At 58.6% G+C, this 23,097-nt stretch carries 19 protein-coding genes; 10 read left to right on the plus strand and 9 right to left on the minus strand.

Annotated elements, in window-relative coordinates:
* The first annotated feature begins 28 nt into the window (after nucleotides 1-28).
* Nucleotides 29-313: a hypothetical protein gene (locus H1B27_RS07370; protein WP_197965526.1), complete on the plus strand. Its 285-nt coding sequence runs from the start codon at nucleotides 29-31 to the stop codon at nucleotides 311-313.
* A 214-nt stretch (nucleotides 314-527) separates the two neighbouring features.
* Here the strand turns inward: H1B27_RS07370 and H1B27_RS07375 are convergent, their stop codons facing one another.
* The 4 genes from H1B27_RS07375 to H1B27_RS07390 form a co-directional block, all read right to left on the minus strand.
* On the minus strand, nucleotides 528-1,967 hold the full coding sequence (locus H1B27_RS07375) for an undecaprenyl-phosphate glucose phosphotransferase (RefSeq protein ID WP_197965527.1): 1,440 nt from the start codon (nucleotides 1,965-1,967) through the stop codon (nucleotides 528-530).
* A gap of 161 nt (nucleotides 1,968-2,128) precedes the next feature.
* Nucleotides 2,129-3,016 carry a hypothetical protein gene (locus tag H1B27_RS07380; protein ID WP_197965528.1) on the minus strand — a complete coding sequence of 296 codons (888 nt, stop codon included), beginning with the start codon at nucleotides 3,014-3,016 and terminating at the stop codon, nucleotides 2,129-2,131.
* 192 nt (nucleotides 3,017-3,208) lie between these two features.
* The gene (locus tag H1B27_RS07385) at nucleotides 3,209-4,228 is read right to left on the minus strand and encodes a hypothetical protein (RefSeq protein ID WP_156505376.1); all 1,020 of its coding nucleotides are present in this window, start codon (nucleotides 4,226-4,228) and stop codon (nucleotides 3,209-3,211) included.
* Nucleotides 4,229-5,470: an O-antigen ligase family protein gene (locus tag H1B27_RS07390; RefSeq protein ID WP_197965529.1), complete on the minus strand. Its 1,242-nt coding sequence runs from the start codon at nucleotides 5,468-5,470 to the stop codon at nucleotides 4,229-4,231. It lies immediately after the preceding gene.
* A gap of 118 nt (nucleotides 5,471-5,588) precedes the next feature.
* On the opposite strand from H1B27_RS07390, the gene H1B27_RS07395 reads away from it, so the two are divergent.
* The 3 genes from H1B27_RS07395 to H1B27_RS07405 all read left to right on the plus strand — a co-directional run bounded on the left by H1B27_RS07395 (nucleotide 5,589) and on the right by H1B27_RS07405 (nucleotide 9,010).
* A complete protein-coding gene (locus H1B27_RS07395) occupies nucleotides 5,589-7,217 on the plus strand; it encodes a GumC domain-containing protein (RefSeq protein ID WP_197965530.1) in 1,629 nt (542 codons plus the stop codon).
* A gap of 78 nt (nucleotides 7,218-7,295) precedes the next feature.
* On the plus strand, nucleotides 7,296-8,213 hold the full coding sequence (locus H1B27_RS07400) for a glycosyltransferase family 2 protein (RefSeq protein WP_061882144.1): 918 nt from the start codon (nucleotides 7,296-7,298) through the stop codon (nucleotides 8,211-8,213).
* A gap of 77 nt (nucleotides 8,214-8,290) precedes the next feature.
* A complete protein-coding gene (locus H1B27_RS07405) occupies nucleotides 8,291-9,010 on the plus strand; it encodes an FkbM family methyltransferase (protein WP_061882145.1) in 720 nt (239 codons plus the stop codon).
* Between the two features lie 45 nt (nucleotides 9,011-9,055).
* Here the strand turns inward: H1B27_RS07405 and H1B27_RS07410 are convergent, their stop codons facing one another.
* The 4 genes from H1B27_RS07410 to H1B27_RS07425 form a co-directional block, all read right to left on the minus strand.
* Nucleotides 9,056-10,342: a lipopolysaccharide biosynthesis protein gene (locus H1B27_RS07410; protein ID WP_197965531.1), complete on the minus strand. Its 1,287-nt coding sequence runs from the start codon at nucleotides 10,340-10,342 to the stop codon at nucleotides 9,056-9,058.
* Nucleotides 10,343-10,554: 212 nt separating this feature from the next.
* On the minus strand, nucleotides 10,555-11,574 hold the full coding sequence (locus tag H1B27_RS07415) for a glycosyltransferase family 2 protein (RefSeq protein ID WP_376708971.1): 1,020 nt from the start codon (nucleotides 11,572-11,574) through the stop codon (nucleotides 10,555-10,557).
* A gap of 399 nt (nucleotides 11,575-11,973) precedes the next feature.
* Nucleotides 11,974-14,463 (minus strand): Ig-like domain-containing protein, encoded by a 2,490-nt coding sequence (locus tag H1B27_RS07420; RefSeq protein ID WP_197965532.1) that lies wholly within the window; start codon nucleotides 14,461-14,463, stop codon nucleotides 11,974-11,976.
* A 698-nt stretch (nucleotides 14,464-15,161) separates the two neighbouring features.
* A complete protein-coding gene (locus H1B27_RS07425; protein ID WP_197965533.1) occupies nucleotides 15,162-15,482 on the minus strand; it encodes a hypothetical protein in 321 nt (106 codons plus the stop codon).
* A 462-nt stretch (nucleotides 15,483-15,944) separates the two neighbouring features.
* On the opposite strand from H1B27_RS07425, the gene rfbF reads away from it, so the two are divergent.
* From rfbF to H1B27_RS07445, 4 genes are all read left to right on the plus strand, one after another.
* Nucleotides 15,945-16,787, plus strand: coding sequence for a glucose-1-phosphate cytidylyltransferase (rfbF, locus tag H1B27_RS07430; RefSeq protein ID WP_197965534.1), 843 nt, complete (start codon nucleotides 15,945-15,947; stop codon nucleotides 16,785-16,787).
* Complete coding sequence (locus tag H1B27_RS07435) at nucleotides 16,747-17,859, plus strand: NAD-dependent epimerase/dehydratase family protein (RefSeq protein ID WP_246515244.1); 1,113 nt, start codon at nucleotides 16,747-16,749, stop codon at nucleotides 17,857-17,859. The genes rfbF and H1B27_RS07435 overlap by 41 nt, the downstream gene beginning before the upstream one ends.
* A 253-nt stretch (nucleotides 17,860-18,112) precedes the next feature.
* The gene (locus H1B27_RS07440; RefSeq protein WP_197965535.1) at nucleotides 18,113-18,883 is read left to right on the plus strand and encodes a LuxR C-terminal-related transcriptional regulator; all 771 of its coding nucleotides are present in this window, start codon (nucleotides 18,113-18,115) and stop codon (nucleotides 18,881-18,883) included.
* 735 nt (nucleotides 18,884-19,618) lie between these two features.
* A complete protein-coding gene (locus H1B27_RS07445; protein ID WP_197965536.1) occupies nucleotides 19,619-20,284 on the plus strand; it encodes a Crp/Fnr family transcriptional regulator in 666 nt (221 codons plus the stop codon).
* A gap of 243 nt (nucleotides 20,285-20,527) precedes the next feature.
* On the opposite strand, the gene H1B27_RS07450 is transcribed toward H1B27_RS07445, so the two are convergent.
* Entirely contained in the window at nucleotides 20,528-21,937 is a 1,410-nt protein-coding gene (locus H1B27_RS07450) for a glutamate-1-semialdehyde 2,1-aminomutase (protein ID WP_082822195.1), read from the minus strand.
* 360 nt (nucleotides 21,938-22,297) lie between these two features.
* Here H1B27_RS07450 and H1B27_RS07455 point away from each other — a divergent pair, with 360 nt between their 5' ends.
* Together H1B27_RS07455 and rfbC are read left to right on the plus strand one after the other, a co-directional pair.
* Nucleotides 22,298-22,480: a hypothetical protein gene (locus H1B27_RS07455; RefSeq protein WP_061882154.1), complete on the plus strand. Its 183-nt coding sequence runs from the start codon at nucleotides 22,298-22,300 to the stop codon at nucleotides 22,478-22,480.
* Between the two features lie 24 nt (nucleotides 22,481-22,504).
* Nucleotides 22,505-23,086: a dTDP-4-dehydrorhamnose 3,5-epimerase gene (rfbC, locus tag H1B27_RS07460; protein WP_061882155.1), complete on the plus strand. Its 582-nt coding sequence runs from the start codon at nucleotides 22,505-22,507 to the stop codon at nucleotides 23,084-23,086.
* Nucleotides 23,087-23,097 lie beyond the last annotated feature (11 nt).

The raw sequence follows: 23,097 nt of genomic DNA on the forward strand, positions 1-23,097 counted from the left end.
TCGTTTTGTTGCCGCGCCGACCTGCGCGATGCTCGTGGCTCTCGAAGGCCGCGGCTTTAGAGGGAAGCTAGCCGAAGTCGAATGCGGTGCACGCATCGGTGTCTCGTTCGGTTTGACTGGCAGTCTCATTTTTGAATGTTGCGGCGCAAGTCGTTTCGCGGTGCAGCAGGCGCTCGCGCCGCAAAAATCCTGTCGCAGCCGACCTGAACAATCGCATCCGCCGATGATCGTGATGCAGATCCGCGACGGGACTGCCGAGCGCAACGCGTCGCGAACCAACCCGATCGACCCCTCACCACCGCGTGTCGCGTGACGGTACGTTGGCAACCCTACGCCAAAATGGCGGGAAGGACCTGCGCCTGGTCATCTCCAGGAGAACGAACGACGCCGTGACCGCCCTGAAGATGAAAAACAAAGGCGAGAACGGGTAGCCGGCGCTGACTAGTGTATGCGGTGCGCCTCGGTTCCCAGCATTCGAGCGGGGCAAACATCGAGCTGGCGTAGGCGAGCCTACGATCACCAGTGGCTCAATAAACGTCCTGACCGGAGAGCGTTACTACGGTCCGGATCATGATGCGAATGTCCAACCAAATGCTCCAATTGGTGACATACCAGACGTCGTACTCAACGCGTTTCTTCATCAGCTCGATGGTCGGTGTCTCGCCGCGGAGACCGTTTACCTGAGCCCAGCCCGTAAGGCCCGGTTTGACGTGGCGACGACAGGCATAGTTGCCAATCATCTGATCGTAGTAGTTGTCATGCGCAAGAGCGTGCGGTCGCGGACCCACCAGCGACATTTCTCCGCGCAGCACGTTCCACAGCTGAGGCAATTCGTCGATGCTGGTCTTGCGCAGGATCCGCCCGACCCGCGTAACCCGCGCATCCTGTTTGCTGGCCTGCTTGATCTCGGAGCCATTCTCCGACACCGTCATGCTGCGGAACTTCCAGATGTCAAATAACTCGCCGTTGAAGCCCCGGCGTGTCTGACGGAAAATGATGCTGCCTGGCGAATCGAGCCTGACCAGGAGTGCCGTCATGACGAGTAGAGGTGCGAGGCATAGAAGGCCGAGCGAGGCAAGACAGATATCGACGCTGCGCTTCAAGGCTCGTTCGCCGACCGAGAGAGGCGCTCTCTGGACTTCGATCACCACCGAGTCGCCTACGGGCGTGAACGGCCGCGACACAAGGTCGGCGATCTCAAGATCTGGCAGGAGGCGAACCGGATTTGGTACCTGGCGCAGAGATTGGCTGAGGCGCTGAAACAGCGCCAGATCGCGCCAATTGAAGGCCAGAAGGAATTCGTCGACGCCAGCTCCGCGCGAGTTTCGAATGATGGTGGCCAACTCGCGCTCCATTGCTGCGTCGTCGGACTTCAACGTAGCGTCCAGAACGAAGTGGCGTACCACCTGAAAACCGTTCCTACGCAAATCCTTGAAGCGGACTGAGGTAAAGTCGAGCGGCTCTCCGCTGATCAACACGACCCTTCGTTTGACGGAGTGTCTTCGCGCGAAAGATGAGACCAGAGCGAATCGCCAGATCACGCGATGCGCGCCGAGACCAGCAAGGCCGATCACTGCGAACAGAACGATGGTGATACGGGACAGCTCGGCGGTCGATCTCAGTAGGAAAGCAGAGAATACAAGAATCGCAAGCGAGAGAAGCCAGACGGATGAGGCCTTCCGCAACTGCCAGTTCGTATTGGCCAGGTTGTGGTTATCGTAGCATCCCCTGAAAAAGGCGATCGCCACGAATGCGGTCGCCACAAGCAACGCGACGCCGACGGAAAGTTCTCGCTCGGCCAGTGTCGTCATGAACTTGCGGTGAACCAGGTTTGCGGCGACATAGCTGAGCAAAATGAGCAGGAAGTCGCCTGCCATAATGGCAAATTGAACCGGTCTCTGTAGTGAGACACCGCGTCGTACCAACATCGAAGATGAGGACTTCGAACCGTATGTGGTCAATGACATGAAATGCCTCATTCCAAAAGACGTCACGTGGCAATGCATTGGCTAAAGCAAGGGTGCGTTCAAAAGCCTGGATCGAGAGGTTACAGGTCCGATGATATCGGTGTAGCTCCTCGCGACATTTCGAAGACGGCAATCGCAAATATCAACTTTGCCTAGTGTACCTATCGCGGCGCCAAGGTCCGCAGACACGGCGAGGGTCCGGCCGCAGTGCGCCGCGTGCTGGTGGCTGTAACAGGGAGCGGAGACTCAGCCAGGGGTGGGGGTGGGTCTGCGACGAACTGCGCTGTGCTGCCCGAAAAGAAGTAGAGTGTTGACCAATCTGGGGAGAGCTCGACCCAGTTGCTGCTGCCGGCTGCTCGATTGTTAGCGCCGTTATGCGGCGAGTCCGAAGAACGCCACCAGTCGGCTCCAACGTTGGCAACCACTTTCATTTCGGGGTCGGTCGTCTTCATCTCTATCTGGACGTAGACAGAATCGACAGCTCCGGCGGCGAAGCCGCCGCGTCTCACGAGCCACATCAGGTCGTTGCGGCCGGGAGGGGGACTGTCAACAAGGGTAGTTCCATCCGTCCGAACTTCGATCTTCATCTCGACAGCAGCATTCTTGGGAGCCATTACGTCAAAATGGGCCCCGACGATCTCGTTCTCTGCCTGATCTTGTACCAGTATCCATTCCTTCGTGCTGCGAAGGCGCACATAGGTCTTTCCGTTGGCGACGAGGATCTTGCCGTCCTTGTTCGGTGTGGGCGCCCCAAACTTTGGAAATATTGATGCCATTCCTGTAACGGCAGTGAAGTCGGCGGGAGGTTCGCCGTTCTCGGGCTTTGAGGCACCGTTGCACCAGGAAGAAGTCTTGGGGACGCCTGCTGGATATGCCTGGCTGTAACCAATAGTGTTTTGCTCGATGACACTAGAGGCGAGACCGACGGAGGTGACGGCGTCCGGTCTCCCACTGGCCGCATCGGCATTCTTCGGAGAGACGGCCAGAATTCCAATGAGACCGAGTGGCAGGAGCCAGCCCGAGACGGATCGCTCGAGGGCGTAAATCATACGCGCAATAGCAGCGGGCGGCGAGCAGGACGGGATCAAATGGGAGGTACCAGACATAGACCGACCCATAACCAGTTAAGAGTCTTTTCATATCGTAGGCATTGGACGCGCGTCAGAGTTGACGAACGTCAAGAATGGGCATGCGATTTGGGAGGCCGATAGATCGGTGCACGCCTGGGCCCGTAGTGCTCGTCACGCCCGGTCTATACGTTTGCGACTCTGCAGGTTGCTCCAGCGGACCTTGGCCAGTGCTCCCATGGTCAGGGCGAAAGCCAAAAGGCAGTCGTTCGACAAGGCTTGGACTGCTGTGATTGGATAGGAAAGCATGGCGCGTGAACCGGAGTTGATCGACTGAAGCCAGATCTCTTCCGTGAGTGGAGATTTGGCGGTCCCGTTTGCGGTGGCGTGTTTCTGCTCTCTCGAGGTGGAGGCAGGTCCACCCGGTTCATTCGGGATGAAGTTCTCGCCGCTCCGCGTTGGTGTGGAAGGGCGTGCGGGCGGTGTCTCCCTCACCAAGTCGCGCAGCGGCGGAGCCGGGTTCGCGCGAAAGTCCTCAGCGCTCATGGAATAGAACCCGATCGTCTTCCACTGGGTCGATAGCTCGATCCAGTTACTGCCGCCCACGCCCGGATTATTGCTGTGATCCTCGAGATAGGGCGCTCGCGCGTCGCGCCACCAGTCGGCGCCGACCATGGCGACGAGACTTAGGTTCGGATCGGTAACCCTCATCTCCATCTGAACGTAGACGGCGTCCACAGTGTCGGCCGCGTAAGTTCCGCGCGCCTTGTACCAAAAATGGTTGTTGTAGCCAGCCGGAGGCACATCGAAGGCGATCGTCGCGCCGGCCAGAGGGGTAGCCTTCATGGGAATGGCGACATTGCCAGCGAAATCCGGAACGAAATGTCCCCCGGTCAACTGCGTTCCCGACTGGTCTTGGACTAACGTCCATTCGCCGGCTTGCTTCATGCGAACGTAGGTCTTGGCGTTGGCGACCTCGACCGTCGCGCTCGGATTTGAATACGACGGTGCTCCCACCTTCGGATAGACTTGTCCCCAGCCCTCAACCGCGGTGAAATCTTCGGGTGGCGACCACAGTCCGCCGTCATTCCATCCGTGATACCAATTGTAGCTTGACGGTACTCCTGCCGGAAAGCCTTCGCTGTTTCCGGGAGTGTTTTGCTTGATGAGTTCGGAGAGTGAGAACTCCATCAATTATGCTCTCTTGCTCGCGCCGGACGAGTTGCGTTCCAGCCATTTCGGAGACGTAAACCGGCCCGCGTAAGAAAAGAACAGCGCCATCGAAGTGAAATTGTCGATGAGGTTTTCGGATAGAAAGTAGATGAGAAGCACTGTGTACATCGTCTTGGCAGCCCGATCCTTCAGTGAAAACACAATGCTGAAGACGAAGATGACGAAAACAATGCAATTCAGAAGTCCATACTCTGCCAAGACGCGCAAATAGTCATTGTGCGGCGGTAGCGGCAAGACGGTAAGGATGCCGGTCTGACTCGCACCATATCCGAACAATATTCCGCCGAGCCCCAGCGACGAGTATATCTGCCAGATGTTCGTCCAATGGCTGATGCGGAAGAACGCGGACATGTCCGTCGTTCCGGTCAAATCGATCAATTGCTTCGTCGTCATTCTGGCGACGGTGCTGGGGTCGAGGCTCCAGATGACTGAGATTGCGTTCAAGCCTGTCATCAGTCGATCGAGTGCGCCCACGGCGTAGGCGGCGACGCTGGCGCACGCCAACAGGATGATCACGACGAAGACTTGTGGTCGCAACGGAAAAAAGGACCAGAGGCCGATCGAGATGATGGTCGCCAGGGCGGGCCCGACACGGTTCATGATCGCGGCATTTACGAACTGGGCGATCAAGACCTTATTTCCGAACCAGGGGGAAAGGGCAAACAGTAGGGCCGAGAAGTAGAGCGCTGCCGTATTTGTGTTCGGAAAGTAGGAGAACACGTCGGGATATTCGATGCCGGTGTAGACTTGAGTCTGGCCGATCGCCTTGAACAGGAGCGGCAGTGCCGCAAGCACGTAGATGCAACGCTTCTCGGCTGGCCGTATCTGCTCGGCCATGCCGCGGCCGGCGACGTAGAACGAGTAGATTGAGACGAGCTTCAACCCATCGGACAGCTCAAAGGAGCCAAAGTTCACCAGGTAGCTGGCACCTGTGAAGATGCAGGCGAGCGCCAAGAGAAGATTGTAGAAATAGCTTCTCTCGCTGGCGATCAGCACGTGGCGCGCAGACCACAGGATCAGAAGCAGGCTCGTCGAATTGCTCAGGACGTTGAATATGGTCGATCCGGTGAAGTGATAGAGAAAGGTCAGGAAGTTCAGGAACACGAGGCCAAAGCAGGTCACTACGAAGAAGCGACCGTGCATGGTCAGCGAACCGGAAGCGAGGTGCGGTGTATCCTCTCTTCCCAGAGCCAGATCGTTCACGGCAGGCGTACTCCGCGCTTCTGAAGGTTTCGGTTCCGCGGCGCCACTCCGGACGGGAGCGACCTGCCGGGGACCGATCGGTCGGCCCAAGTTGTCGGGAATTGCCAAGGCTGAGTTGATGGTCGTCAATACCCGCCCGGACGCTTCGGTAGACCCTAAGCCGTCAAAAGAAGTGGAGCCGGCGGTGGAACGTAACGCGAGCAGTGTATTCGCCAGAGCATTCGGTCTGCTATGGCGGCGGCAATGGGTCATATATCTGTGCCTATTGCTGACGTCCGGCGCGGCCTTTCTCTACTACGCAGCCGTTGGAGACCGTTACGAGGCATACGTCTTGCTCCGGGCGGGGCAGGGGATCAAGGAACGATCTTCGAGCAACGCAGCCTCGCCATTCGGGGAAGGCGTTGACCTCCAAAGTCGAATGGAATCCCTGTCGCGCATCGCCAAGATCGATCTTGTCATCTTGGAGGCGGCGAAGAACGTCGGCTACGAGAGGCTATCGTCGGACGCAAATCCAACGCTTCTGGCCAGGTTCATGGCCTGGGGTAAGGAGATCGATCTTCGGGACGTGTTCGCTAGGGAATCCGCAGAACCGAAGGAGCGGGCGAAGCCCGTCGACGAGACCGAAGAAGATATCGAGCGTAACCAGGCGGGGATTCTCAGCTTGCGAGACCGCGTGAATGCGAAACAGGAGGGGCGCTCCGATCTATTGAGGATAACGTTCCGTCACAAAAATCCGGTGGTCGCCGCGAGCTATCTGAACGAGCTCGCGAGCGCGTTGGTCACGGTGCAAAGCCTGGACGTGCAAATGCCAGGTGCACAGGAGTTCTTCCAGCAACAAACGAAGCGGCTGGAGGAGGAGGCCGAGATCGCAGCCGCGGATCTGAAGCGCTTCTCCGTCGAAGCCTCAATCTATGCCGTCGATGACCAGCGGCAGCTGCTGCTCAAGCGCGCCAGTGATCTGTCTGCGCTGATTGCCACGACGCGAGGAGCGATCGAGGACAAGAAAGGACAGAAGCTGTCGGTCGCCGATCAGTTGGCGATATTGCGGCCTGTTGCCCAGAACAAGGCCGTGAGTCGGATGGTGACCACGCTCGGAGGGCAAGATAACCGTAAGAGTCTTGACCCGGTCGCCAAGCCGCCTGAGCATTTCGAGGAGCAGCCGCCGTTGCTCTTGATCAAGGTTTACCAGGACAACATGGCAACACTGATGAAGCTGAATGCCGAACTCAATGGGCAGACGGAGCTCCTGAATCAACTCGGCATGGAGCTCGAGAAGGTGAACGCGGAGCTGGCCTCGCTTTCCGCGAAGGAAGCGGAGTACGGAAGATTGAAACGAGTTCTCACAACCGCATCGTCTGCCGCCGCACAGTATGCAGCTCGTATTCTCGAGGAGCAGATAAGCTCCGAGGTCGCCAAGAAGAGCCAGCTCTCCAGCCTTAGAGTGGTGCAGAAGGCCATAACGCCAACAGCGCCGGTGTTTCCGCAAGTCTCTCATCTGATCGCGTTGGCGGCCGCTGGCGGAGTTCTGCTCGGCTTAGGTGCCATCTTCGGTCCCGCGCTTGCCAAGACCACCATGCATCCGGCGTCGAGCTCGGTCACCGGCGCCGAAGAGCACGATCCTATCAAGAGCTTGTTGATGGCTGCCCAAAGAGGAGATGGCGTGAGGTCGCTACATGCTGCCGGGCGGGCCGACTACGAGGAAGGCGGTGTCGGGAGTGATGCACGATCATCCAGAGTGCCTCGCTAAGGAGGTGAGAACAGTGGTGTCATGCGTGCGTCATGTGAGACGTCGGTAGCCGCCGCCGCTACCAAGGGCAATCCCGACATGAAGATATTCAGCATTTGTTGTGTTCGAGACGAGAACGACATTGTCGGCGAGACGCTGAAAGCGGCTCTCGAATGGAGTGATCGGATCTTCGTTTTCGACAACGGAAGCACCGATGGAACCTGGGAAACGCTTCAGGACCTCGCGAAGTGCTATCCCAAGATCGAGCTCGTTGGCCACGACGATCGCACGTTCACCGATGAACTCCGCGGAGAAATATTCGAGGCCCGACGGTACGTAGCGTCGCCGGGGGACTGGTGGTGCAGGCTCGATGCCGACGAGTTCTTCATCGATGACCCGGCACAGTTTCTTGGGAACGTGCCCCAAAGCTATGGCTTCGTCTTTTCGGCCTCAATGAACTTCTATTTTACGGATGTCGATTTGAGGAACTACGAGGAGAATCCGGCGGCGTGGCTCGCCCGTCCCGTGCACGAACGGCTCAGATACTATCAGAACAATTGGAGCGAGCCGCGTTTCGTTCGCCATAGAAGTGATCTGCGTTGGGGTGGACTGATCTGGCCGCACAACCGCGGACGGACATTGCCATCGCGGATACGTTTGAAGCATTTCCCATATCGGTCGCCGGCGCAGATATCCAAGCGACTGGCAATACGCCAACAGCAGCCGGGATTGTTCAAGCACGAGGCGAACCGAGCGCTCGCGAAGGGTACGCAGTCTGACTGGATAGATAAGGGCCCGATGCCCGTGCATGAGCTGGCCTCCTGGCGCGATCGTGTGAGGGAGGCCGCCGAATGTGACGTTGATCGGGGCGATGGAATGTTCCTCACGCGCGAGGACCTGATGCCTCCACTTCCATCGCCGGCCTTGGACCTTGTGAAGGTCGGCCTGCGGCGGACGGAGGTGGGAAGAGCAATGCTGTCAACGCTCGTGAGATGGCGTCGAAGTCAGTTCGGCTAGCGGTGAGCCATTTGGCCCACCGGCGCGCAAGATCAACGGCCCGGCCGAGTCGGGCTGAAATTGATAGGAGCGGAGAGATGATGGTGAAAGAGCGACTGAAATCGTTTGTGAGGTCAACAGGTTACGAAATTCGCCGTCATCACCCGAATTTGGCGGAGTTCCTCCAATCTCGTTCCGTGGGCCTTGTTCTGGACGTCGGCGCGAACGAAGGCCAGTTCGTGGACGATCTAAGATCGCAGGGATACACGGGGCGGATCGTCTCCTTCGAGCCCGTGCTTGACGTCTTCAAAAGGCTCGAGAAGAGGTGCGAGGCCGATCAGAAATGGGATTGCCGAAATATCGCATTGGGAGATGTCAATGGGGTCATCCAGATCAATGTGAGCAAGAACACGGCCATGAGTTCTATCGTCAACCAGACCGAGATCGGTCGGAACAGCATCTACGAATCCGAAGTAGTTCGAGTCGACAAGGTCCAGATCGCCACGCTCGATTCGATATTTAAGGAGTTTTCCGGAGAGCGTGTGTTCCTGAAGGTCGATACGCAGGGATTCGAGCAAAGCGTCCTGCGCGGTGGTGTCAACGCGCTTCATACCCTGCTTGGCGTTCAACTCGAATTGCCCCTGATCCATCTCTATGAGGATACCTGGAAGTTCGATGAAGCAGTCCGATTCATGCGCGAGGCTGGTTTCACGCTGAGCCAGTTGCGGCCGGTGACCTACTACTCCAGGGATCCCGCTTCGCTGCTCGAGGTGGATTGCCTGTTTAGACGAACTGACTACGCCGATGGTTTTAGCTAAGACTAGTCGTCGCTGAACATTCTTGAGAGCGCTCTCGATCTGCAGCTAGGCGCCCACTCTGCGGGAATAGGCGTTCGAGCTCGGCAAGCCGAACAGCAACCAGTAGCGCCATAGTGCGATAATAAGCGATGTCAACAGGATTGCTGCTCCGGCGCCATGGAGCCCGGCGAGCGGCAGCAGCATCAATTGTGCTACCACCAGGATGCCTACCGAGGCCAGGTTCGTGACCGTCGTCAGACGGTCTAGATGCGCCGTGAACAGGCCCAAGGCGCCGAAATCGGCCATATAGCGCATCGCCAGCCCAGCTACGATCAACCAGAATGCCGACCACTGGGTGACGAGCCCGGGTTGAGCCACCCATGGCAGAAGAAGCTGGAAAGTAAATCCGATTACCGTGCTGAGCGCAGCAGTCGCGAGTGCGGTCGTCTGCAGGAAGCGCCAGGCCAGCAGGCGGTGCGCAGAGGGGCCGCTGGTCCGATAGGCGCTGATCAGCGATGGTCGTTGCTTTTGTTGTAGGACGAGGGCCAGGAATGTGGTTGCAGAATTGCCGACCGTCCAGAAGAGGAAGTAGACGCCGGCGACTTTCAAACCGAGGAACAGTGTGATCAGGTAGCGGTCGATATACTGGCTCGTGATAAAGCCGAGGTCGCTCAGCAGCATCAGGAAGGACTTCTGGATCGCGTCGGTGATCACTCCAAGCCTGAACGGCCGAGAGAAGGATGCCAGCCATGGCCATGACCTGCTGAGGGCAACGAACAGCCCCACCGAAGCGACACCTCCCACCAACCAGAAGCCGAACAGATGCGAAAGCGATCTGAAGCTGGGGTCCCAGATAGCGAGCGGAATATAGATCAGGATCCAGGCCGCGCCGCGGATGAAGCCGATGGCGTTTGCCCAGACGTGGTGCTGCAGGCTGGAAAGGAGATAGAAAATGTCATTGCCAACGTGCTCGAACATGATCACGGCAACGACGAGGATCCAGAGAGGCGAAGTGCCGACGAGGACGGTGAAGAGCGTCGTGATCGTCAGAAGGACCGCGTACGCAAAGGCTACGAAGCCCCAATAGTGGCGCATGCTGTCGATCATTTCGCTGGTGGCGGCTGTTACGGCGTCGCGCATCAGCAGGTGGTTCATGCCAAGATTGACCACGATCGGAACGGCTGCGATCGCGCCGGCGGCGAGGCCATAAAGACCCAGCGACGACAGGTCGAGATAGCGGGCAATGAACAGGGCGAGACCGAATTTGCAGCCCATGACGCTCGCCCGCATGGCCATGACCATGAGATCGACGAGGAGGCGGCTGGGTGGGCCGGGCAGAGCTGATGTGCTCATGATGCAGGCAGTGAATTAGGCATAACGTCACCATCGCGTTCGGACCGCTTGATCGGAAAACCAGTGAATCTTGGGTCAGCCTATGGGTGCAGGAGCCGGACGAATTTGAGGGCTATCAATAACGGTTCAAGCCGATAAATTGTGGCCGACCGTGTTGCACTTGGTATCGGAATCGTGTGCGGGGAAACCGACCATAGCTCGTGCCGTTGCCGTTAAGCGAGTCGTTCCGGGGTGCCGCGTCTCAGACGACGCAGGCGAGCGGCGAGAAGCGGCGGACAAAGGGCGACAACAGCGAAGCGAAGGACAGCTTGCAGGCTCACACCGTGGAGATCGCGGCGGAAGTGCCAGGCCATGCTCAACATATCGAGCATGCTTGCTCCGTTCTTGCGAACGTCCGTCAGCGCGATCAGCCCGCGACGTGCGAAGCAACGCCAGGCCTGGAGCTGGATGGTCTTGCGGAGCTGTGTGTCCTGAACACAAGTCTCCGCAGTGTACGCGATCAAATCGGCTACCTTGCGTCCGTCGTGCAGAAGCCGTTCCACCCCCAATCGAGCCGTCTCGGAATCGTCGTGATAGGTGTAGGTTGCGCAGGCCTCGTTGACGAGACCGGCCTTGCCGAGAAGCAGCAGCGGCGCCCATGCAGCGACGTCGGCAGTGTGCGGCAGATCGAGCGGAATTCCGCCCCGTTCGCGCAGAAGGGCGGTGCGCATCACCACGCCGCACATATTGACGGTGATCTGGTCAGTGAGGAACGCATTCAGAATCGCAGTACCGTCCCGAATGCCGGTATCGAGAGTCCGGCTGACGCGCGGGGAGCGCGTTTGACCGAGTGAGGCCGCGTGTAGATTGCTTAGGGTAATGACGATCGGAAGTTGCGGGTGTTGGCGAATGAGTGTCACGCATCGCTCGAGCAGCGTCGGCATGACCCTGTCGTCATCGGATACGAAGACGACGTAGTCGCCTCGGGCATTCGCGAGACACGCATTCCAATTCGGGAGCAGGCCGATATTCGTTTCCTGGGTGATGACGCGCAATCGCAGGTCGCTAAACTCACCCAAGATCTGTGCCGTATCGTCCGGCGAAGCGTTGTTCGAGACGAGAACCTCGAAATGAGGGTAGGTCTGCGCCAAGGCAGATGCGATGCATCCTCTCAACAGCGCCGCCCTGTTGTACGTAGGAATTGCAATCGTTACGTAGGGACAGTCAGTCTTTGCCGAAAGCGCGCTGTTCACGGCTCTGCTAGCAGAGCTCTCGGGCGGACACTCCATGATATTTCCCGAATGTGTCATGGATTTCGATTGTCAGTTCTGTCGTCGCGGCAATCGCCATGAGAGGCTCGACCCGGGATTCCTTGGTTTCCGATCGGAAGTGGACTTGCTGTAGTGCATGGCCGGCTCCTTCCATGTGCGATATCGTAAAAGGGTCATGGACGGCGAACGGCAATATTCTGGGCGCGCCCGGCATCATCTAAGCTGAACCAGGCATGTCCGAGTTGACGGCTATCAATTCCGCGAGGCGGATCGTAGAGCGGCGGTCGCTGGCTGGAAGGCGCTCCTTCGAGCGTTCGCAACGCAAACCGCGGGGGCCGTAAATCGGCGCCCCGCGATTTGACTATAGCCTATGGCCAGGAACTAGTGTTGTGCCGGCAACGAGAGCGTCTGCGAGAGCAAAGTGGTCGTATCGGTTGCAAGGGGACCACTCGTCACCGCACCGGTCGTGATCGCATCGGTCGCGGTGTATTGGTTCATCAGCGCGACTGCCTGGCTTGCACTGCTCAGCATGGACGCCGAGGCAGGGTTTGCCTGCTTAGCAACCAGGGACACATTGTCATAGAGCGCACCGAGCCCGTCACCACCCTGGTTCGCAACCTCGCGGAATGTCAGGCGGTCTTGTCCGCCTGTCCCGGTCACCGTGAAATCATAGTTCTTCCAGTCGGCGTCTGGCGGAACTACCCCAACGACCGAGCCATTCCAGAGGACTTCGACCGAACATGTCGAGTCGGAGAACCCCGGCCGTGAGCGCGCGTCGAAGGAAAGCGCATATTGCTGACCGGCGACCGTTTTCACATCCTGGTAAAGTCCATCACGGGCTCCGAGATAGTCCAGTTCGCCGTAATTGCCGCCGTCACTTGCTGTCACGCCGTTCAGATTATTCCAGAGCTCGATGGTTCCGCCACTAATGGCGTGCCAGCCGGGAATGGCATCGAAGCCCGCCCAGCCGCCGGGCGCCAGTGATGATGACTCGAAAGACCCGTTCGTCAGGAGATTCTTATCCCCGATCTCCGGCAGCGGAGTGGTTGGCGCCGCTGTGGCGGCGGTGAGCTCGATATTGTCATAGAGGGCACCCAAACCATCGCTACCTTGGCTGGCCACTTCGCGGAAGGTCAGGCGATCGTTGCTGCCAGTGCCCACGACATTGAAGTCATAGTTGGTCCAGTTGCTGCCGGGTGGAACGGTCGCGATGACCGAGTCATTCCACAACACCTCGATCGAGCAGGTTGCACCGGTGAAACCGGGGCGCGAGCGTGCATCGAAGGACAGTTGATAAACCTGTCCCGCGACGGTCTTTACGTCCTGATAGAATCCATCCCGGGCACCGAGATAGTCGAGCTCGCCAAAATTACCGCCATCGCTCGCCCTGACTCCGTTGAGATTGTTCCAGAGCTCTATGGTGCCGCCGGAGATCGCGGTCCAGCCCGAAATCGACTTGTAAGCTCCCCAGCGGCCCTCACCGAGGGGCGACGAGTCCGTCGTCTCGAACGACCCGTTGACCAGCAGGTTCTTTCCGTTTGCCGGGGGTGAGATGAGGGGCTCACTCACCGTCACATTCAGGGCATTAGATTTCGTGCCGACGTTGCCCGCGGCATCGGTGGCCATCGCAGTAAATGCGTGGTTCCCGACGGCCAACTGGGCTGTCGTCAGGCTCCAGGCGCCGGCTGCGTTAGCTTGAGTTGTGCCCAAGACGGACGTTCCCTCAAGGACCTTGACCGTGCTGCCTGCTTCCGCTGTGCCCGTCAGCGTCAATTGGCTGACGTTGGTCACCTTGTCCCCGACGGTACCAGTATCCGGTGTGAATGCGGTGATGCTGGGTGCCACCGGCGCGAGCGTGTCAACCCGCATGGCGAGAGAGGCCGATTGTGGACTGACGTTGCCTGCAGCGTTTGTGGCGGTCGCGGTGAAGGTGTGGTTCCCATCTGCCAACTGGGCGGTGGTCAGGCTCCAGGTGCCACTCGCATTGGCCTTGGCCGTACCAATTACGGTCGAGCCCTCAAAGACCTTGATGGTGCTGCCCGCTTCTGCCGTTCCGCTCAGCGTCAATTGTTTGGCATTGGTGACCTGGTCTCCGACGGTACCCGCATCCGGCGTGATTGCGACGATCTTGGGCGATGCCGGTGCTACCATGTCAGGAGCCTCTACTGGAGGCGGTTGAGTGGATCCAAGCAGAGGCGGAGGCAAGTTTGCCTGGAACGCCGCAGTGCTCATGGAATAGTAACCGATCGTCTTCCATTGCGTCGATAGCTCAACCCAGTTGCTGCCTCCGACACCTGGATTGTTGCTGTGGTCGTCAAGATACGGAGCTGACGCGTTGCGCCACCAGTCCACGCCAACCATACCCACCAGATTCGCGTTGGGGTCGGTCTGCCTCATGTCCATCTGGACGTAAACGCCGTCGACCGTACCAGCCGCATAAGTCCCACGCGCTCCGTACCAGAAATGATCGTTGTATCCGGTCGAAGGCGCATCAAAGCTCACCGCTCCGCTTGCCAGGGTTGTCACTTGCATCGGGTAACCTGAGTTACCGCTGAAATCAGTGACGAAATGTCCGCCTGCGATTCCAAGCTGTGACTGGTCCTGAACCAGCAACCACTGGCCGGTCTCCTTGATATGGACGTAGGTCTTTGCGTTCGCGACTTCGACGTTTGTATTTGGGGACGCGGGAGCCCCTTCTTCCGTATAGACTTGCGCCCAACCTTCGACCGCGGTGAAGTCGGCAGGCGGGGTCAATAGTCCATCAGGATTCCAACCCTTGTACCAATTGTAGCTGTGCGGAACACCGTCTGGATAACCCTCGCTCTGCCCAAGCGTGTTTTGTTTGATCAGCTCTGATAACGAAATCCCCATTTCACCTTTCCTAGTCGTTCGAATTTGTGATGTGCGATGACTGTGTTGTGCGGCATACGTTCGACGCCGACCGCGAAGGCGGACAGCCAGAACGCATGCTCGACCTCACGCCGCTCGCCTGCTGCTTCTGCTGATACTCGAGAATTGCAAGAGCTGGGGCCGGACGCCCTGCGGCCATCTCTTGCACCACCGAATCGGACTAACCGAATCACTTTGAGCCTTCCCCATAAGCATGAACCAAGCCAGAAAAAGTTCAACCGACCATGTCGCGGCCGAACTCTTCGCAGCTTCTGTGACTGCACTCATTTCGAGCAACTGGTCGTCAGAGAGACGACCTGCAAATGTATTCCGGCGCATTGCGCGATTTCACGCTTGCAACAGAATCTGTCGTCAATGTGATTGATTTGTTGCCGAATGGGGTGTCAGTGAGGCGCTCTTCTATCGTTGCCGTCATATGGCCGCCTTTGCCTCTCGAGGCAGCGGGAGCCGATGGACCGCAAGCTCTGCTATCGCGTGGAAATATCGGCCGTTCTTGTCTTTCGCGCACTGTGTGGGGTCGCACATTGTGCGCGTTGCGTCTAATTGTCCCGCCCCGGCGAGGCGCATGCCGCATCTGACATTTGAGACTTCGGGCATCGGAGTGCGGTGGCCAGAATCGGTGCGACGAGAGGTTGTCGCGTCCGCTACCATTGCGCTGCTCACCATTGAGAATCGTCAACTCGATCGGAAACGTTGGAGCCAAGTGAGAAGAATGGCCTCTCTTTGAACGGTAAATATGTAAGGTAGATGCCATGCGCAATCGGCCGCCGAGCGACAAGTCCGACATTGAAATTGAGCAGTCCGAGATACACCGTGAGATAGCTGACGAAGAGTGCGGCCAGATCCTCTCTGTTGCGGTTCGAGGCGAGCACGGAAGCAACGAAGCCGACAAAGCTGAGCAGAAGCAGCCGGTGCGAAAAAGCGATCCGGGTTCGATTGAGCAACAGCGCCACTCCGCACAGGAAGGCGAGAACCAGCATACGGAGTCCGCTGAGGGAAGAAAGCGGGGACGACAAGCCGGACAACGGGCTTTGGTACGCCATCATAGAACGATTGTTCGGCGGGCAGACAGCAGCTGACTGTCGCTGAGTGACAGAGGATGACGGCGACCGCCAATGAGACGCGCAGGGAGATCGAATCCTGCGGGTCGTCCCTTCGCCGCTTCCTACTTGTCTCCAATCGATGTCGTCGCGTGCCCGCCAGGTTAGTAGGTGTTCGCCTCGAACTTCGAACATTGGCAACTCGGATCGGCAAGTTGACGAACGTCAGGTCGTCATGTGCGCGAACGCTTGTGATGACAAGGGGGACCGTATCGACCGGCGCCGCTTTGCCGAGTTGACGGTCATCAACTCGGTCGTGCCGCAGCCAAGTACGGTCCGGGCTACGCCATCCGAAGATGCATCCGCGCATGTTCGGTGGGGAACCCAGGATAGGAGATCCCTATGAAGGTTGTTATTCTCGCCGGTGGCTACGGTACGAGATTGAGCGAGCACACTTCGGTAGTCCCGAAGCCGCTGGTTGAAATCGGTGGTCGTCCGATCCTGTGGCATATCATGAAGCTGTATTCCCACCACGGCCTGAACGAGTTCGTCATTTGCTGTGGCTACAAGGGTACGGTGATCAAAGACTATTTCATGAGCTATTTGTCCCATCAGGGAGACTTCACGATCGACCTTCAGCGGAACCGCGTCGAAATGCATCGAAACGGATCGGAGCCCTGGCAGGTTACGCTGGTCGATACCGGAGAGAAGACGATGACCGGGGGACGCATCAAGCGAGTGCGCGAGCATCTGGGGAATTCGACCTTCTGCATGACATACGGCGATGGCGTCGGCGACGTCGATATCCGTGCGCTAATCAAATTCCACCATCAGCAGGGTGCCCTGGCGACCGTCACCGCGGTCCAGTTGCCCGGCCGCTTTGGCGCGATCAATCTCTCGTCTGACCGCCCCCGCGCGGCCGGCTTCCGCGAGAAGTCTGCGAGCGACGGTCAGGTCATCAACGGCGGGTTCTTCGTCGTCGAACCTCAGGCCCTCGATCTCATCGACGACGATAGCACGAGCTGGGAAAACGAGCCTCTTGCCCGTCTAACCGAGCAGGACCAACTCGCTGTCTACAGGCACCGCGGCTACTGGCAGAATATGGATACCCTGCGCGACAAGGCCATTCTGCAGGATCTCTGGGATAGCGGAGATCCACCCTGGTGCGTCTGGAATAAGGACGCCGTCGCCAACGGAAGCACCAATGTACAACACGCCGCAATCCCGGATCGGGCGATCCTTTGAGGAGATGAATCAAATGCGCGTTCTCTTCACTGGAGCTGACGGATATATCGGGGCGGTGCTCGGCCCGAGACTGCTTGATCAGGGTTACGATGCGATCGGGATCGACACGGGTCTCTACCGCCGCGGCTGGCTGTTCGATGACGGCAGGACTCGTCCAATGGTCATGTCGCGCGACACGCGGCAGCTGTCGCCGTCTGATTTGGAGGGCTTTGACGCCGTGGTTCACCTGGCGGAGCTCTCTAATGATCCGCTGGGGGAGAATGATCCTGCGATCACGATGGAGATCAACCATCGTGGCTCCGTCGAGTTTGCCCGCAAGTGCAAGCAGGCGGGCATCGGCCGATTCATCTATGCGTCCTCATGCAGCATCTATGGCGCGGCCGGCAGCGAGATGAAATCCGAGACGTCCTCTTGCGAACCTCAGACGGCCTATGCGCGATGCAAAGTGCTCGTCGAGCGCGATCTCGTCGAACTGACCGACTCCCGGTTCACGCCCGTGTTTCTACGTAACGCGACCGCGTTCGGAGCGTCTCCCCGACAGCGCTTCGATCTCGTCCTGAACAACCTTGCAGGGTGGGCGTTCACAACGGGGAAGATTCGCGTCATGAGCGACGGCACGCCCTGTCGCCCGTTGGTCCACATCGAGGACATCTGCCAGGCGATCCTGTGCGCTTTGAACGCACCGCGCGAGGCGGTTTGCGCCGAGGCGTTCAATGTCGGCGATGAAAGTCAGAACTATACGGTGCGAGAGATCGCGGAGATCGTGAACGACACTTTCACCGGCTGCGAACTTTCCTTTGGCCCGAGTGGCCCAGACAATCGCAGCTATCGGGTCTCCTTTGCGAAGATCAAGGCCCACATGCCGAGTTTCCGTTGCCAGTGGAATGCGCAACGTGGTGCACGACAGTTAAGGGGGGTATTCCAGCGCATCCAGCTGGACGAAGCCACCTTCAATGCCGCGCCATTTACGCGCCTGTCAGAGCTTCGCCACCTGCAGCACACCGAGCAGTTGGATCCTCACTTGCGATGGACGCCAATTCCCGAATTCCTTCCGGCGATTGCGCGCACTTAGTGTCCTCCGCGCCGAAAAGGTTCACTCATCTGCCGACGCCGATGGAACCATGTGGGGCCATCGGCGCGGCAACGTCTGTAAAGGATATTTATAATCAGTTGACTCTTTTCCAACAAATCATAATATTTTCCGCAATGCAGAAGGGAAGGAACGCCGAGCAGAGTATCGAAGTCATATTGCCGTTTCATTGGTTCAGACTGCCAACGATGTGAGAGTCCCGGGTAAGAGTACGGGATTGTTCGGAGATTGCGCAGTGGCTGTTATTCTGATTGTTGATCAGCATAGTGTTTATCGCAGTGGCCTCCGAGATGTGATCGAGGCCCGTTTTAAGAAGTCCCGTGTCGTAGACGCGTCACAGCTCGAGAATTGCGAGCTTGAGACAAGCATCGATTTGATCCTGATCGATCTAGGTAGTCTCAACCAACGTTCGCTCGCGGTCCTCTCGGAAATCGTCGACTTGAGACCCGCAACCCGTATCGCGGTGATGTCGGCTTCGAGCAGCCGCACGGATGTGTTGAAATGTCTTTCGGCCGGCTTTCACGGATTCCTGCCCAAGCTTCAGGCGGATGAGGAATTGCTGTCGGCAGTCGGCGATCTGCTGTCTGGGCGCATTTATGTTCCGCGATGGTTGGCGGATGATGATGTGAGCCGACCAGAGCCGCCTCAGACCGTCAACTTCGATTTGGAAGCTCTGCGATTGACGCGCCGGCAACGCGAAATTCTTCCGCTGCTGGCTCAGGGAATGTCGAACAAAGAGATTGCGCGCGAGCTGAGCATCGCGGAAGGCACCAGCAAGATCCACACAGCGGCGCTCCTGCGCGCGCTCTGTGCGCGTAATCGGACGGAAGCGGCCTTTATCGCGGCGAAGTTAGTCGGTCCCAAGGACAGGCTGGCTCGTAGAATGACAAGCAAGAGGTTCTCGATGGACCAGGGCAATGGCTCAGGCCCTGGCTCAGAGTTCATCGTTGGCGATCGATGGGCGCAGTCCACGGACAGGTTTGCTTTTCGAAGACCAGCCGGGTGATCGGCGCATTCCCTGGCCTTTGCGTGCTCAGCAATAGAGTTGCGTTCGGCGGCGGCCTACTGGAGATGGGCCCATGGAGGCCACGTCTTCGGTGATGGCGTAAAGCTCGGTGCAGCAGAGCCGTTTCCAACAGCCTGAGATCTCGTCGTTGCGGTTCGGCTGCGTTGTGGTGGACACTGGAGAGTCACCAGTAGGATCGGGTCGCCATGCGCCAGCGCAACCGAGGAGCCGCCGGTGATCCGCAGTATCATGCAGCTCCCCACGCGTGCGGACGACGAGATCAGAGCCTTGTCGTCCGGTCGAGGCGCGACTGGCTGCATCGGTGGATCGACGTCACATCGGTGAAAGGCGCTTCGCCAGGGATGCATAGTCAGGCCTGGCCAGCGTTGCCGTGCCACCTCCAGAGCATTGCGCCGGCGGCTGGCGACGACGGTATTTGTAGAAACCTCGCGTGAGGCTCGTTCTCAAGTGTAACTCTTCCCAAAATCGACCCAGGGAAGGGCGCTATTGAATTGGACAAAGGTGGCGCACGCGTGAGCACTTCTTCCGCGAAGTAGCACGAGCTTTTTGCGCTTTTGAATGCCGCATAGGCAGCGAATAGTTTTCCCGACTAAACGGACTAGGCCCATCGGACTATGTGGAACCCGTACAATCCTAACGCTTTAGCCTGAATATCCCTCGAATTTAGGACGTCTACACTTCAGGGTATTGGATTACGTGCTGAGGTGATTTCAAATGCTTACAGAATCCACTTTTCTCCAGAACGGAAAACCCCCTTCACACCTTCATGGATCGAACAAACTTCCCGATTTCCGACGCCCGTCCACGTCCTTCGTACCTCGCTGCAGAGCTCTTTTTTGGGAGGGAGAGGAAGAAGCTCAGAAGATCGAGATCGTCGAGGGCGTCGTACGGGCAGTCCGCCTTCTGGAGAACGGAAATCGCCAGATCCTCGCTTTCTACTGGCCCGGCGACGTCGTCATGCCGACCCATTCGACCCATCAGCAGTTTACTGCGGAAGCCGTGACAGATTGTCGCGTCATCCGATCAAGGACTTCTGGAGTTTGCCGGAGCGATGAGCCCTGTGGTGCCCACCAGGTCCTGGCAGATACCCTCACCTTGGTGATGACCATGAGCCAGAAGAATTGTGTGGCGCGCATCGCCTGGCTGTTGCTGCGCATCCGGCCACACTTGCCTGCAGACCCCAAGCGGCCTGGTGCACTCCGACTTCAGTTGCCCCGGGCAGATATCGCAGACCACGTTGGAACGTCGCTCGAAACGGTTTGTCGTACGCTGGCCGAGTTCAAGGCGAAGAAGGTCATCGACCTTCCAAATCGCAAGACGATCAAGTTCACCGATATCGAGGGGCTCGCGAGGATTTCCAACGGGCGAGCAGTTGATTAAGGCGCGATGCGATCAGGATGAATCGTCATCGCGCTTTCGGGTGTTGTTTAGGCATGATCTTTTCGGAAAACCGCTACGCACTTCTCCGGATCATGCTTTAGACCGATTCATGTCTCGAGCATCCCGCAGCGAACCGTTCCTTATGTTCGCGGCGGGTGCTCTGGATGCCGACGTGATCGGAGTTCGGCTACCCCGATAAAACCCGCCGGGTGCCGGATTTTGCGCGTACCGGACTTTGATTGACTAGCTGGCTTTCGCTTTCCTTGGACCGCGGGCTTTCGTTCTCGGCGTTCCGGCCGAAGTCGAATTGGCTCGCCGGCGGAACACCGGCGCCACCGGTCGGCCGATAAGATGGGTTTCCGGCCCGTCCACCAACGCCTTCTGATATACGGCGAATGCGCCATCGATGGCCTCGATGGTTCGGTCGATATCATCGTCGGTGTGCGAATAGCTTGTGACCAGGGAGGGCGCCAGCACGCCACGGCGGATTGTCTCCTGCAGAAACAATGTGCGGAAGGTCTGTGACGGCACTCCGTCACGATCACAACAGGCATAGACCATATTGGACGTCCGGCCGGCGAGCCTGAAATGGCGGGCTAGTCCGCGGCGCTGCACCGAGCTTTCGATGCCGGCCTTCAGGCGACTTCCCTGGCGGTGTAACGTCTCGATGACCGGCTCGTCCCGATAGGTGTTCATGACCGCCAGGGCTGCCGCCAAAGCGTGCGTCTCGGCACCATGTGTCGTCGAAAGCAGGAAGACGCGATCGCGATCATGGTCGAGGCCGCCGAGCTCCATGATCTCGCGTCTGCCGAGCAGCGCAGAGATTGCGATGCCGTTGCCCATCGCCTTGCCGAAGGTCGATAGGTCGGCCTCAATTCCATGGTGACGTTGGGCGGAGCACTCCGGCCATCGAAAGCCCGTGATCATCTCGTCCAGGATCAAGAGAGCGCCGTTCCGATGACAGAGTTCACGCAGCCCGGCGAGATATCCCGGCGCCGGCGGGACCTCTTTTTCGGCTTCGAGGATCAGGGCTGCTACCCGACCCGGATGCTGCGCAAAGAGCGCCTCCGCCGAGGACAGGTCATTGTACCGAAATCCCTGTGTCAGCTGCGCCACGGCCTGGGGAATGCCGGCGTTCATCGGTGTCGTGCAGATCGCCCAGTCGTCGTAGGAGAAGAAGGGGTGATCGGAGCAAAGCGCTATCATGTCCCGACCCGTGTAGGCTCGGGCAAGCCGGATTGCAGCCGTCGTGGCCGTCGATCCGTCCTTGGTGAACTTCGCCATGTCGGCGCCCGGGACAAGCTCGATCAGGCGCTCCGCGCATTCGACCTCGAGTGCCGAAGGCCGTGTAAAGTTCGTGCCTCGGGACAGTTGCTCAACCGCGGCTTTCACGACAGCTGGAAAGCCATGGCCCAGCGACACCGCGCGCAGTCCCATTCCGTATTCGATAAACTCGTTGCCGTCGACGTCCCATACATGGCAGCCCAAGCCTCTCGAGATGAAGCCTGGCGCGAGGAGCGGGTACTGATCGTCGCCCTTCGCGTAGGTATGCGCTCCGCCTGGGATCGCAGCCCGCGCTCGAAGCCGCAGCTCTCCTGACCTTGCGAAGTTGTCCGGATTCTCTATGGAGAAAAAATGCGACCGAATGTTCATTATCAAATCCCTCTCAACGCGTGATTGATGAAGAATGCCGTTACGCGCCGCCCGCGTCGCATTTGAGAGGCAAGAAGGTTCCCGTATTTGAGGAATCTCAACTTCTGGTATCGGCGGAAGCAGGATTCCGGCAATCTTTCCGATTGCTGCAGGTGCGTTCGGGCGACGCACAAGGATACTCGACCTTTTGACGAGCGCCTGGCGGGACGGACGCAGCCGGCCGAGGAGGGGCCTCACCCACTGCCCACAGCATCGTTTGGATGCCACCGTCGCATAGCGGGCCGTTATTGAGCTTCGTCAGATTTTCGGGCCCCGGTCTGGCTAAGGTGTCGTGAGGTCACGTCACGGATTGAGCGGGCAATGTCTGAATTCGATCAACTCAGGACCGCAAGCTATGCAACCCAGTTCAGGGCCACGAAAGCGGCGAGCCGGGCTCTCGATTGGCCCGTCCTCGGTATCGCGGTTGCGCTGGTCAGCGTCGTTGCGTGGGACCTGGCCCTGCTGTGGCTTGCCGTCAAACTTTGTTGGATCGTGTTCCTATAGCTGCCCAGCAGTCTCATTCATCGCATGATATTTTCCGAAACAATCCTCGCGGGCGCCTACACCGTGGAGATAGACAGGCATCAGGATAACCGAGGATACTTCGCTCGGGTGTTTTGCGCCGACACGTTCCTGGCGCACGGTCTCAAGCCTGCCGTCGCGCAGGCAAGTATCAGCTACAACGCAAAACGCGGTACCCTGCGGGGTCTGCATTTTCAGTATCCGCCCGCGGCGGAAAACAAGTACGTCCGATGCACCAAGGGGGCGGTGGCCGACGTGATCGTCGACCTGCGGCCGGAATCGCCAACCTACCTGCGGCATGTCATCGTCAATCTCTCCGCGGACAATGGCCGCGGGCTCTACATACCGGAGCGTTTCGCACACGGCTTCATCACGCTCACTGACGATACGGAGTTGATCTACCTGATCAGCAACTACTACACGCCGGGCGCGGAGGGCGGGTTGCCGCATGATGATCCGTCGCTTGGGATATCCTGGCCGGCCGAGGTGCGCGTGCTCTCGGATCGTGACAAGGCGTGGAAGCCTCACAGCAACATCGCGGACGAGTTGAAGGGCCGCATGAACATCGCAGTCCACAAGAGGTCGTAGGGTGAGGACTC

The organism is Bradyrhizobium diversitatis, assembly GCF_016031635.1.
Taxonomy (GTDB): domain Bacteria; phylum Pseudomonadota; class Alphaproteobacteria; order Rhizobiales; family Xanthobacteraceae; genus Bradyrhizobium; species Bradyrhizobium diversitatis.